The 12,680-nt window shown below is 70.7% G+C and carries 10 protein-coding genes; 8 read left to right on the top strand and 2 right to left on the bottom strand.

Annotated elements, in window-relative coordinates:
- Positions 1-112: 112 nt before the first annotated feature.
- Positions 113-1,903 (top strand): ABC-F family ATP-binding cassette domain-containing protein, encoded by a 1,791-nt coding sequence (locus BS80_RS17580; RefSeq protein WP_035798497.1) that lies wholly within the window; start codon positions 113-115, stop codon positions 1,901-1,903.
- A gap of 25 nt (positions 1,904-1,928) precedes the next feature.
- Here BS80_RS17580 and BS80_RS17575 read toward each other — a convergent pair whose 3' ends face one another.
- Positions 1,929-3,218, bottom strand: a complete 1,290-nt coding sequence (locus BS80_RS17575) for an FUSC family protein (protein ID WP_157536341.1) — start codon at positions 3,216-3,218, stop codon at positions 1,929-1,931.
- Positions 3,219-3,235: 17 nt separating this feature from the next.
- On the bottom strand, positions 3,236-3,928 hold the full coding sequence (locus tag BS80_RS37800; protein WP_198045551.1) for a hypothetical protein: 693 nt from the start codon (positions 3,926-3,928) through the stop codon (positions 3,236-3,238).
- Between the two features lie 349 nt (positions 3,929-4,277).
- On the opposite strand from BS80_RS37800, the gene BS80_RS37795 reads away from it, so the two are divergent.
- The 7 genes from BS80_RS37795 (at position 4,278) to BS80_RS17545 (ending at position 12,657) form a co-directional block, all read left to right on the top strand.
- Positions 4,278-4,817 carry a hypothetical protein gene (locus BS80_RS37795; protein WP_157536337.1) on the top strand — a complete coding sequence of 180 codons (540 nt, stop codon included), beginning with the start codon at positions 4,278-4,280 and terminating at the stop codon, positions 4,815-4,817.
- Positions 4,818-4,851: 34 nt separating this feature from the next.
- Positions 4,852-6,528: a hypothetical protein gene (locus BS80_RS40825; protein ID WP_157536335.1), complete on the top strand. Its 1,677-nt coding sequence runs from the start codon at positions 4,852-4,854 to the stop codon at positions 6,526-6,528.
- A gap of 248 nt (positions 6,529-6,776) precedes the next feature.
- Positions 6,777-8,102 carry a S8 family serine peptidase gene (locus BS80_RS38615; RefSeq protein ID WP_198045550.1) on the top strand — a complete coding sequence of 442 codons (1,326 nt, stop codon included), beginning with the start codon at positions 6,777-6,779 and terminating at the stop codon, positions 8,100-8,102.
- A 175-nt stretch (positions 8,103-8,277) separates the two neighbouring features.
- Positions 8,278-8,712: a hypothetical protein gene (locus BS80_RS17555; RefSeq protein WP_035798491.1), complete on the top strand. Its 435-nt coding sequence runs from the start codon at positions 8,278-8,280 to the stop codon at positions 8,710-8,712.
- A 2-nt stretch (positions 8,713-8,714) separates the two neighbouring features.
- A complete protein-coding gene (locus BS80_RS17550; protein WP_035798489.1) occupies positions 8,715-10,460 on the top strand; it encodes an alpha/beta hydrolase in 1,746 nt (581 codons plus the stop codon).
- Positions 10,454-11,107 carry a hypothetical protein gene (locus BS80_RS40820; RefSeq protein ID WP_157536333.1) on the top strand — a complete coding sequence of 218 codons (654 nt, stop codon included), beginning with the start codon at positions 10,454-10,456 and terminating at the stop codon, positions 11,105-11,107. Before BS80_RS17550 ends, BS80_RS40820 begins: the two co-directional genes overlap by 7 nt.
- A 92-nt stretch (positions 11,108-11,199) precedes the next feature.
- On the top strand, positions 11,200-12,657 hold the full coding sequence (locus BS80_RS17545) for an MFS transporter (protein WP_051966729.1): 1,458 nt from the start codon (positions 11,200-11,202) through the stop codon (positions 12,655-12,657).
- The last annotated feature ends 23 nt before the right edge of the window (positions 12,658-12,680 follow it).

The raw sequence follows: 12,680 nt of genomic DNA, 5'->3' as shown, positions 1-12,680 counted from the left end.
GGTGCGGGTGCGGAGGGCTGGTGCGGGTGCGGAGGGCTGTGCGGGCGGGGAGTTCATCGGCGCCGACTACTCTTGAGAGATCCAGTCCACCGATCCCAGGAGCGCAGCGCACGTGGCCGTGAACCTCGCCACCATCGAATCCGTGACGAAGGTCTACGGCACCCGGGCCCTTCTCGACGGGGTCACCCTCGGCGTCAGCGAAGGCGACCGGATCGGCGTCGTCGGCCGCAACGGCGACGGCAAGACCACCCTGATCCGGATGCTCGCCCTGCTGGAGGAGCCCGACGGCGGTCGGATCACCCACTCCGGCGGCATGCAGCTCGCCGTCCTCACCCAGCACGACTCGCTCGACCCCAAGGCCACCATCCGGCACGAGGTGATCGCCGACCGCGCCGACCACCAGTGGTTGGGCGACGCCCGGATCCGCGACATCATCCAGGGCCTGTTCGGAGGCCTCGACCTGCCCGGCTTCGCCGAGGGCCTGGACACCGTGATCGGCCCGCTCTCCGGCGGTGAGCGCCGCCGGATCGCGCTGGCCAAGCTGCTGCTCGGTGAGCACGACCTGATCGTCCTGGACGAGCCCACCAACCACCTCGACGTCGAGGGCATCGCCTGGCTGGCCCAGCACTTGCAGAACCGCCGCTCCGCGCTCGTCTGCGTCACCCACGACCGGTGGTTCCTGGACCAGGTCTGCACCCGGATGTGGGACGTCCAGCGCGGCGAGGTCCGCGAGTACGAGGGCGGCTACTCCGACTACGTCTTCGCCCGGGCCGAGCGCTCGCGGATCGAGGCGACCGAGGAGAGCAAGCGGCAGAACCTGGCGCGCAAGGAGCTCGCCTGGCTGCGCCGCGGCGCCCCCGCCCGTACCGCGAAGCCGCGCTACCGGATCGAGGCGGCCAATGCGCTGATCGCCGACGTCCCCGAGCCGCGCGACAAGAGCGAGCTGATGAAGTTCGCCAACGCCCGGCTCGGCCGCACGGTCTTCGAGCTGGAGGACGTCACCGTCAAGGCCGGCCCCAAGCTCCTGCTGGAGCAGCTGACCTGGAACCTCGGCCCCGGTGACCGGATCGGCCTGCTGGGTGTCAACGGCGCCGGCAAGACCTCGCTGCTGCGGGCCATGCAGGCCGCGTACAACTCGCAGGGCGATGTGCAGCCCGCGTCCGGCGTGATCAAGGTCGGCAAGACCGTGCGGCTCGCCTACCTCTCCCAGGAGATCGCCGAACTCGACCCCTCCGTCCGGGTGTTGCAGGCCGTCGAGCAGGTCCGCGGCCGGGTCGATCTCGGCAAGGGCCGGGAGATGAGTGCCGGTCAGCTCTGCGAGCAGTTCGGCTTCACCAAGGAGAAGCAGTGGACGCCGGTCGGCGACCTCTCCGGTGGTGAGCGCCGCCGACTCCAGCTGCTGCGCCTGCTGATGGACGAGCCGAACGTGCTCTTCCTCGACGAGCCCACCAACGACCTGGACATCGAGACCCTCAACCAGCTGGAAGACCTGCTCGACGGCTGGCCCGGCTCGATGATCGTGATCAGCCACGACCGGTTCTTCATCGAGCGGACCACCGACACCGTGCAGGCGCTGCTCGGCGACGGCCGGATGCGGATGCTGCCGAAGGGCGTCGACGAGTACCTGGAGCGCCGCGCGAAGATCGCCGCCGCTGCCGCGCCGGCCTCTCCCGTGGCTGCCGCCAAGCCGGTCGGGGACACCCGGGCGGCGAAGAAGGAGCTCCAGCGGATCGAGCGTCAGATCGTCAAGATCGACCAGCAGGAGCGCAAGCTGCACGACCAACTCGCGGAGCACGCCTCGGACTTCGCCAAGGTCGCGGAGCTGGACGGCAAGCTGCGCAAGGTCAAGGAGGAGAAGGAGGAGCTGGAGCTCGCCTGGATGGAGCTGGCCGAGGACGTCTGAGCGGGACCGCTCGCGTTTGCCGGGCTTACTCCGTGAGGAGTTGCTCCAATTCGGTGGCCGCCTGGGCGAGTGCGCTGCGGGCGGGGTCGTGCGGTCCGGTCGGCCGCTGGGTGTGGCCGGCCGGCGGACGGTGTGCGCGGGCGGCCGTGACCAGCCGTTCCAGAGCGGCCAACACCCGCTCCACCTCGGCCGGTTCGGCCTCCCGGCCGCCGTACCGCAGCTGTGCGGAGTAAGCCGCCACCGCGCCGCTGAGCCGTTCCAGCGCGGTGGTGGCCGGGAGCCACGCCTCCGCCTGGCGCCCGGCCGGGGGCGGCTCGGTGAGCCCCTGCTGCACCTCCTGGCGGGCGTCCGCCAGCGAGCGGTAGGCGGTCCGGCGGAGCCAGATCTGGGCCTGCTGCTGGTCCTGTCGCTGGTGTTGCTGGCGGACCACCGAACCCAGGTAGGCGCGCACCGCGGTGGCCGCCGCCACGATCCGTGGCTCGATCCGGTGCGGCGGCCGCTCGGGCCAGAGCAGGTACCCGAAGACCAGCACGATCACGCTGGCCAGCACGGTGTCCAGCACCCTTGGCCAGAACTCCGCCGCCCCGCTCTGCCCGCCCAACTGCACCAGGATCAGGGCCATCGGGGTCATCACCGCGGTGGTCAGCCCGTAGTGCGCGGCCGCCACGTACGGCAGCAGCGCCACGCAGAGCGCGGCGATCGTGGCCAGCAGCCACTTGTCGGTGCTGAGCGAGAGCACGGCGGCCGTCAGCGCCACACCGAGGAGCGTGCCGAGCGCACGGCTGACGGCGCGCAGGAAGACCGAGCCGAGATCCGGCTTGAGGACGAAGGCGACCGTCATCGGCACCCAGTAACTCCGGTTCAGCGGCAGCCCCGCGGTGACCGCCTCGGCGACCGCGATGCAGAGCGCCACCCGCAGTCCGTAGCGCACCGACCCGTGGGACAGCAGCCGGGCGCGCAGCCGCCACGGGTCCGGCGGGGGCGCGGAGGCGGTCCGGACGGCGGCGGTGGGGTGCGCCGGACGTCCGGCGACCGCGTCGGCGGCGGTGCGCAGGGCGGCGTCCAGTGCGCGCAGCGCCGGGGTGGCGGGCTGCCAGTCGGGGACCTGTGGGGGACCCGCCGCCGTTCCGTCCAAGGCGCGGGCCAGGGTGCCCGGGACCGCCGCGACCTGCGGCGGCACCGGGCGCTGGGCCCAGAGCAGTCCGCTGGCCGTCTCGGTGGCGGCGAGTGCCGCCTCGTACGCCCGGCGCAGCCGCTGGACCTGCGGCGACTCGGGGCGCGCGGTCGGTCGGGCGTGCGGCAGCAGGTCCTGCATCTGGTTCAGCCGCGCCGTCAGCACCCGTCGGGCGGCGGGCCCCGCGCGGTGCCCAGCGCGAGCAGCAGGTCGCCGAGCGCGTCGTAGACCGTCGCCAGTGCCCGGTTGCGCGGATCCGCCTGCGGCCGCCGCCAGCGGTACGGCAGGCCCAGGACGACCACCAGGGCGGCGCCCGCCAGCATCATCGGCCCGGCCACCCACCACGGGTCGGCGAGGTGCATCCCGCCGCCCAGCGAGGCCGACACGAGGAGCAGCATGCCGGCCGCCGACCCGCGCGGCCCGGTCGCGCTGAGCGCGCCGGAGACGAAGCCCACCACGATCAGTGCCAGGGCCGCCCACAGCGTGCCGACCTGGTACCGCTGCAGGGCCCCGCCGATCACCATGCCGACGCTGGAGGCCGCCAGCGCGCCGCCGATCCTGACCCGTCGGAGCCGGCCCGGTTCCACCCGGTCGTTCAGGGTCGCGTGCATCGCACCGAGCCCCGCGAACACCCCCAGTCCGAGCTGCCCGGTCGCCAGCCCCGCGAAGAGCGGCACCCCCATCCCGAGCGCCGCCCGGAGCATGAGCGTCCCCGGCAGTCCGGGACGGGCGGGCTTGGCTGCCCTGGCCCACCAGGCGGGGGTGGGGGTGGTGGTGGGGGTGCTGGTGGGGGTGGTGGTGGATGGAGGGGGTGAGGGTACGGGTTCCGGATCGGCGGGTGTGCTCGCCACGTCGGTCGGTCCTGTCGGGTGCGGTGGGGCGCTACGGGGCTCCCCCAACCTGTCACACCTGCCAGGGAATCCCCTCACCCCTGGGGGTGCGTGACAAGTCCGTACCGATAACGCGCTTACGCAGCAAGGCCCCTGCCGTTCCGACAGGGATGGTCGCTAAGATGGCCATGGCGGTTCCTGCCCGGCCTCCGGGCCGGTCGGGCAGCTGTCCGCAGTGCGAGTACGCGGGACTTCGTAGGCTTCGTAGGTGATGACGTGTGACGGCACGGGGGTGAGAGCCGCCTGTGCACGGGGGAGGTGTATTGCCGTGGAGATGATGATTGCCGATGCCGGTGGTCCCGTCGCAAGCGTGGCGTATTACCGGGCCGAGGCGGCGAAGAACGCCCAAGCCCTGAGCGTCGAGGTCGAGACGCTGACCGTGTTCAAGGGGAAGGTCGACGCGATGCTGCAGACCTTGGACGGGTCCGAGGCGTCCCATCCCAAGATCTCCCAGCAGCAGTTGACGGCCGCGCATCTCGGCACCGGCTTTGGCGAGTCGACGGCGCTGCTGGGCGCCTACGACATCGTCCACGCCAACCTGGAGACGCTGTCGCAGACGCTCGCCAACCAGATCGAGGCGATGAGCATCGCCATCGACATCTCGAACAAGGGCTACCAGAACGTCGACGACGCGCACCGCGTGGCGCTCTGGAAGATCCAGGCGCAGACCGACGCCCAGTACAAGACCCCGATCGGCCCGAGCCGCCTGGTGGCTCCCGTGAGCACGGACGTGACCACGACCGACACCTCGGTGACCACCGACGCCACCCCGGCCTCGACCACCACGAGCACGAGCACGGCTACGAGTACGAGCGGCAGCACGAGCGGGACCGGGACCGGCGTCGGATGAGTGCGCAGGTGTACGTAATCGACACGGGGAGCGGATGATGGCCCAGGAACCGGAGAACGACTTCTCGGGTTGCACCAACTTCGAAGCCATGAGCCACGAGCAGCTCCTGGCCATGGTGCAGAACGCCCAGCCCACGGTGATGACCGGGCGCGGCGCGGCGCTCACCGAGGCTGCCGCGACGCTGAAGTCGCTCAGCGATGAACTGCACTCCCACGTGGGGAACCTGGACTGGACCGGGCCGGCCAGCGACGCCTTCAAGACCTGGGCGAGCCAGGTCTCCACATCGACCCTTCTGCTCAGCGACTACGCGGCCACGGCGGGGACCAACATCACGGCCGCCGGGAACACCCTGGCAGGGGTCAAGGGGAGCGGGGGGATCCCGCCGCTGCCGACCGCCGACATCCAGACGGTCAACAAGCGGAACTCGCAGGACAACCTCCTCATGCCGGACAGCATGCAGGTCGCCAACCCCAACTGGGTCACCTCCTTCCAGGCGTCGGCCGCGCAGACGCGCATCGATAACGCGCACCAGGAGGCCATCCACCAGATGATCATCCTGGGGCAGTCGTACGACCAGTCGACGACGCTGATCAACGCGGCGACGCCGCCGTTGTTCCCGCCGACGCCGGTTTCGGTGATGGGGCCGCAGCCGAAGGGGCTCGGTAACGAGCAGGGCGTTTCGTTCGGAGGCTCGGGATCCGGCGACACCTCCAGCCGCACCGGCTCTGGTGGTAGCAGCAGCAGGGTGGCGCCGAGCTCTCCCGGAAAGACCGGTGTGCCGCCTGGCTCCCCGCCTCCGCCCAGCCGTGTCGACCCTGTCGTCCCCGAGCCAGTGCCTGTTCGAACGGGCCCCGGCCCGGTGACCCCGAACCCCGTCACGCCGCATCCGGTTGTGACTGTGCCGACCCCGCCGGTTGTTGTATCGCCCCCGAGCACGGGGATCGACAGTGGTCCGTCGACTCCGACGCTCCCGCCGGTGACCGGCCCGACCGGCGGTGGTCCTACGCCTGTTGGCCCTGGTGGCGGTCCTGGAGGTGGCGGTCCCTTCGGCGGCTACCCCGGCGGTGGATACCCGGGTGGGGGTCTACCCGCTAGCGGGCCGGCGGGCGGCGGCTTCACAGGTGGTGGTATCACCGGCAAGAGCACTTACGGCTCTGGCGGTTACACCGGTGGCGGTGCGTCCGGCCGGCCGATCGGCGGCACGGTTGCCGGTGAGGACGGTATCTCCGGGGGCGTCAGCCGTCCCGGGGCTACGACCGGACGCAGTCAGCTCGGCGCCAACGCATTTGGAGCCGACGAGGCCGCCGGCGGTGGTCGCGCGGGTGGCGGCGCTGCCGGTGGCGGTATGGGTGGGGGTGGCATGGGCGGCCATGCGCCTGGCGGCGCTGGTGGTCTGGGCGGGCGGGGCGCGGGCGGCGGTAGTGGCCGTGGTCGCGGCCTGACGTCCACTGCCGGCGGCGAGGTCGGCGGAAGTCGAAGCCCCGAGGCCGGCGGTGAGTTCACCCCCGGCGGTACCGGCCTGCGGGCTCGGGCCGGGGCTGATCCCGAGGGCGGCGAGGGCACTGCGGGCCAGCGCGGCTTCATGCCTGGTGGGACTCATGGCGCCAACAAGAAGAGCAAGGACCGGCGGAACCGTGCGGCCTACCTCCTTGAGGACGAGGAGACATGGACGGGTGGAACGCCGGAGAGCAATCCGAACGTGATTGAGTAAGCCCGGACTCTCTGCCCGGTCGCTGGGTGTCTCTCGGCGGCCGGGCAGACCTGTTCCAGTCCGAAGTCCGGTTCGGACAGCCCAGTGACGAGGAGAATGTTATGCGGCGAAACGGCACGCCAACCCTGGGGTTGCGGCATGCCGCAGCGTCGCTGGCAGTGGCTGCAGCCATGGTTGGCGGACTCAGTTGGCCCGCTCTAGCAGCAGACACACCTCGGGCGTCCGAGTGGCATTTGGATGCGTTGCACATGCCTGAGGTATGGCAGACGAGCACGGGCAAGGGCATCACCGTGGCGGTCATCGACAGCGGGGTCAGGGCAGATCTTCCTGACCTGGTTGGCCAGGTGCTGCCAGGAAAGGACTTTAGCGGTCTTCCCGGAGGCCCGACCACGGACACGGACGGCCACGGGACAGCTATGGCCAGTATGATCGCTGGATCTGGCAAGAGCTTCAACGGGCAGGGAGCCTACGGTCTTGCGCCAGGGGCAAAGATTCTCCCGTTGAAGGTGAACTCCACGGCGGATGCTCCAAGTCCGGAAACGCTGAAGCAAGTGGATGAAGCCATCGACTACGCAGTCGATCAGGGCGTCAAGGTAATAAGCATCTCACTGGGGGTTCGCTCCGCGGACATCAGTAGCGGAGATATCTCCGCCCTGCAGACTGCGGTCAATTACGCTATCGGCAAGGGGAGCCTTATCGTTGCCGGTGCCGGAAACAGCGCCCAGGAGGGCAATCCGGTTATGTACCCCGGAGCTGCTTCCGGGGTGGCTGCAATTGCTGGATTCGACCACAGTGGGGTAGTGACTCCCGAGTCGGAGTCAGGTCCTCAAATTGCTTTGACCGCTCCCGGGCTGGACATCTACAGTGCCTGCATCGACCCGACGGGTTACTGCAAGGGCCACGGAACTTCCGACGCCACCGCGCTCACCGCTGCCGCAGCTGCGATCGTGTGGTCAGTTCACCCGACCTGGACCGGAAACCAGGTCCTGCGCGTCCTGATCAACACGGCCAACAAGCCCAACGACGGCAGCAACCGCAACAACTTCGTCGGCTTCGGCTCCATCAGCCCCCGGACCGCCCTCAACACGCCCGGTGACCCCGGTCCCGCCGACGTGAACCCGCTCGTCGCCGCAGGCGTGGGCATCGCGGCCTCGGGTGCTCCTTCGGCTCCGACGTCCGCGTCCGCGTCCGGGGCCGGGTCCGCGAACAGTGCGCCCGCTTCGACGCCGGCTACCGTCCCGGCGTCCGGTGGCGGTGCCGCGAGTAGTTCGCCCACTCCGGCCGCATCCGCCGGCTCGTCCTCCGGGTCCAGCAGTTTGCCGCTCGTCGCAGGTGGGGTGGTTGCGGGGCTGGCGCTGCTCGGTGGCGTGTTCTTCCTCCTCCGCCGCAAGCGCCGTTCCCAGGCGCAGGCGCAAGCACCGGCGCAGCCCGCGCCCGGTGCGCCAGGGTACCCGCTGCCCCCGCAGGCGCCGTACGGTCAGCCGGGCTACGGGCAGTCGCCGTACGCTCAGCAGCCGCCGCCCCCCGGGTACCAGCCGCCGCCGGCGCCGCCGGTCAACCCGTACAAGTCGTAGGGCCGGTGCCTGGCCCCGGGCGCAGGCCCTCCGCATAGCCGGATCTGCGAACACGTGACCGAGCGTGTGCGGATCAGCTACATTGGGTGTCTTCCCGCGGGGCCCCGGCACGGGACTGCCACGTCGGTGAAGGGTCCGGGGGGACTGGGCCGCGAAGGCGACAGTGGGGGGACGCGTGCCGATTTCCGACGGGGGCGGTGGCTTCGAGGTGAGCCCGGACGAGTTGGAGGGGGCCGGGCACAGTGCGCAGGGGATAGCCGAGCAGATACCCGACCAGACCGGGAGCGTTCTCGCGCCGAGCGATCGGGCGTCGGGCGGTCTGGCCGGGTGGGCCACGGGCGGTGCGCTGCACGACTGCACGTACGACTGGAAGAAGCTGCTCGACGGGCTCGCCGCTGCCATGGACGGCTACGGCGCGAAGATGGTCCAGATGGCGCAGGGGTACCGGCAGAGCGACCAGGGTGCCGCCGCCAACCTGCAGTCCCTGCAGACGTCGAGCAGGCCGGCGGCGTACCAGGCGCGGGCGGGCGCTGCCGATCCGTTCGGGACGGTGCTCGCCGACGGGTCGCCCGGGTCCGCGCCGGTGCGTTCCCGCAGGCAGGTGGCGTAGCGGTGGACATCGCGACCCTGATGAACGCCGACACCAACGGTCTGGCGAGTGCTCAGGCGGCTTACGAGCAGCTGACCGCCGAGTTCGGCCAGCACGTCGGCGCCTGGCGGAGCACGGTGACGGACCGCTTGGACGACACGCGGTGGTCGGGCGCCACTGCCGTCCAGGTGCGGGCCGATCTCGCGGCGTTCACCGGCAAGATGCAGGCCGCTCACGACGAGCTGAGCCTCGTCGGCGGGACGTTGAGTGATGCGGCCAGGTCGTTCGCGCTGGCTCAGGCGCAGTTGGTGCAGGCGCTCGACGACGCCGCCGCCGCGCACCTCACCGTCAAGCCGGACGGAAGCATCACCTGGGACAACGACCCCAGCTCCGCGACCTACGCGGGTGCGTCCGCCCGCGCCAGGGCGACCGACGTCAGCACCCGGATCGCCGCCGCCCTCACCGAGGCGGACCAGGCCGACCAGTTGATCTCCGCGCGGCTGAAGCACTTCACGGACAACGCGACCAGCGGTACCGGTCTCGACAGCGCGACTGCGGGTGCTGACCAGCGGACCGAGGCGGCCCGCGAGAACATCCCCGCGCAGGGATCCACGCCGGCGCAGGTCAAGGCCTGGTGGGCGGGGCTCACCCCGGCCGAGCAGCAGGACCTGATCAACAACCACCCGGACCAGGTCGGCAACCTGGACGGGGTCCCCTCGCCGGCCCGCGACCAGGCCAACCGGCTGGGTCTGAGCCGGATCCGGACGGACCTCCAGGGGCAGATCGCCCAACTCGGCCCGGAGCCGCCACGGTTCGACGGGGTGGTCACGGACGGGTTCCCGGTGGAGACCATGGCGCACATGGAGTGGCGGGAGAAGCACGACGAGCTGCAGGGGCAGCTGGACGGTTTCAACAGCATCCAGGACCGGCTCGACATGGACGACCAACGGGTGGCCGCCGATCCGAGTCATCATCCCAAGGACTATCTGCTCGGCATCGGGACACAGGGGCAGGGCCGGGCGATCCTCGCCTTCGGCAACCCGGACACGGCGACCGACGTGAGCACGTACGTGCCCGGGATGACCACCACCCTGAGTTCGCTCGGTATGGATTCGATCAACGACCCCGGTGCGAACGAGGCCAACAACGCATTGAACCTCTACAACGCCGCGAACGAGGCGGAACTGGGCAACGGTTCGGCCGCCTCGGTCGTCTGGCTCGGCTATGACGCGCCTCCCGGACCGCCCTCCGTCGCCTCGCCGGACCGGGGCCAGGTCGGTGCTCCGGCCTACGCGAACTTCCTGACGGGTCTGCGGGCCACCAACACGGGCGCGCAGCCGCAGCACATCACCTCGATCGGCCACAGCTACGGCTCGTTTCTGGTCGGCCAGGCGACCATGTTGTCGACCCATCAGCCCAACGCCTACACCCCGCCGGACGACGTGGTCCTGATCGGCAGCCCCGGCACCGGGGCCGGCACTGCTGCTGACCTCGGCCTTCCAGGCCATGTCTGGGTCGGTGAGGCGGCGTTCGACCCGATTACCTACGCACCGGGCTGCAGCCCCAATTCGCGGTGGTTCGGCACGGATCCGGCCAGTAGCTCCTTCGGTGCGCATCGCTTCTCCGTGGCGGACGGGAGTCCCGTGCACTGGCTCCGGACACACACCGAATATCTGACGCCCCAGAACGGTGGTCCTTCGCTGGGCAATATCGCCAACATCGTCGTCGGTAGCCCCGACAAGGTGCGACCGGAGGCGGATCGATGGTGACTCGGAGCGCCAGGACGGAGACCTCGCGCGGCCGGGCCCTTCTGGTGTGTGCCACGGTCCTCGCGCTGCTGATGGTCGCCGCCTGGTGGTTCCTGGGGGACCACAAGCCCGGAATCGCGCCCGAGAAAGCCCGTCAGGAACTCGATGCCGCCGCTGACGGAACTTTCGGCTCGCTCAGTCCGGCGATCAAACCAGCGTTTTTCGGCTATGGATCCGAGCCTGATTACAGCAACTTCCATATCACCTACAAGCGCACCGGCCGGGCTACGTTCACGCGCGAGCAGGGGGTCCTGACGCCTATCGCCCAGGGGAAACTTGAGGGCTTCCGTGGAATGGTCAAGGACTACTGGGCAAAGAGTGGTTACGCACCCGTCCACGAGAAGTTCCTCGACGCCCCTGCCGGTCGCACGCGGGAATGGACGACAACTGCTCCTGGTGGTGTTTCGGTGAGGCTTGACATGGACGAATTCAGTCCATTTCAGATAAAAATGCTGGTCGCCGTCGGTGAAGTGAACTACAGCGGATCAGGGGATCCGTTCGAACCATTGACCTCGTCAGGCCCTCCGGCCCTGGCTGGTCCAGAGCCCTCCTGGTATCAGGGGCCCTGGCCGAATCCGGCGAATGCCGACCCCTACTGGTCGCACTGAATCCCTTCCGGGGGCGTGTACGAACTCTTTGCGCGCCCCCGTCACCCAAGTGGCGGTTTGTTGGGCCAGGGGGTGGGCGGCAGGGTCGGGGTATGGCGATTGACGTGGGGCCGGAGGGTGTGCGGCAGGCGGGGCTGGGGAGGGTGGCGGCTGCTGCCTTCGTCGGGACAGCGATCGAGTTCTACGACTTCTTTCTGTACGGGATGGCCGCCGCGCTGGTCTTCGGGCGGGAGTTCTTCCCTGCGCTCGGGGCGGCCAACGCGCTGCTGGCGGCGCTATCCGTGTACGCGGTGGCGTTCGCCGCCAGGCCCGTGGGGGCGGTGCTGTTCGGGCACTTCGGTGACCGGGTGGGGCGCAAGGCGGTGCTGGTGGCGTCGCTGTTGATGATGGGGCTCTCGACGGCGGCGGTGGGGGTGCTGCCGGGGTATGCGCACTGGGGGATCTGGTCGCCGGTCGCGCTGGTGGTGCTGCGGTTCTGCCAGGGGCTCGGGCTGGGCGGCGAGTGGGGTGGTGCCGCCCTGCTGTTGGCGGAGTACGCCCCGCCCGGGAGGCGCGGGCGGTATGCGGGGTTCCTGCAGCTGGGGCCGAGCGCCGGGTCGGTGCTGGCCACCGGGGTCTTCCTGGCGCTGTCCGCGGGGCTCAGCGAGGGCGCGTTCACGTCCTGGGGGTGGCGGGTGCCGTTCCTGGGGTCGTTGCTGCTGGTTGTGGTGGGCCTCTTCGTCCGGCTGCGGATCGCCGAGACGCCGGTGTTCGCCGCCTGTGCCGCGCAGCCGGAGGAGCGGCCGGAGGAGCGGCCGGAGGAGCGGCCGGAGGGGCGGCCGGAGGGGCGGCCGGAGGGGCGGCCGGAGGGGCGGGCGGTGGTGCCGGCGCTGGAGGTGTTGCGCGGGCACTGGCGGCCGGTGCTGCTCGGGGCGGGTGCGCTGTCGTTCGGCTATGCGCTCTTCTACCTCAGCAACACCTACGCGCTCGCCTACACCACGGGGGAGTTGGGCGTGGACCGGACGCTGATGCTCTCGCTCCAGCTGCTCGCCGCGCCGGGCGGGGCCCTGGCGGTCTGGTTCTCGGCGGGCGGGTCGGACCGCTGGGGGCGCCGGCGCACGGTGCTGGTGGGCACCGTGCTGGCGGCGGGGTGGTCGCTGACGGTGTTCCCGTTGCTGGAGAGTCTGCGCGCCTCGCTGATGCTGCTGGCGCTGGTCGGGTCGTCCGCGCTGCTGGGCGTGCTGCTCGGTCCGATGGGGGCGTTCCTGCCGGAGCTGTTCCCCACCCGGGTGCGGTACACCGGGGCCGCGCTGACCTACAACCTCGGGGGTGTGGTGGGCGGCGCGACCGCGCCGCTGCTGGCGACCAGGATCACCGCGACGTACGGCACGGCGACGCCGGTGGGGTGGTACCTGGCGGTGTTGGGAGTCGCCTCGGCCGCCTGCCTGTGCGCGCTGCCGGAGACCTGTGGCCGTGATCTGGCGGTGGATCGGCCGGTTGGTTCCGGGCGCCGCGCCAGCCCGGTCGAGAGCGGTGGCCCGGTCGGGAGCGGAGGTCCGGCGACGTCGTAGCCGCGCGGGCCCGAGGGGGAGCG

The organism is Kitasatospora mediocidica KCTC 9733, from assembly GCF_000744225.1.
Classification (GTDB): domain Bacteria; phylum Actinomycetota; class Actinomycetes; order Streptomycetales; family Streptomycetaceae; genus Kitasatospora; species Kitasatospora mediocidica.
The sequence above is the reverse complement of the archived record's forward strand: the minus strand, read 5'-3'. Positions and strand labels throughout refer to the sequence as shown.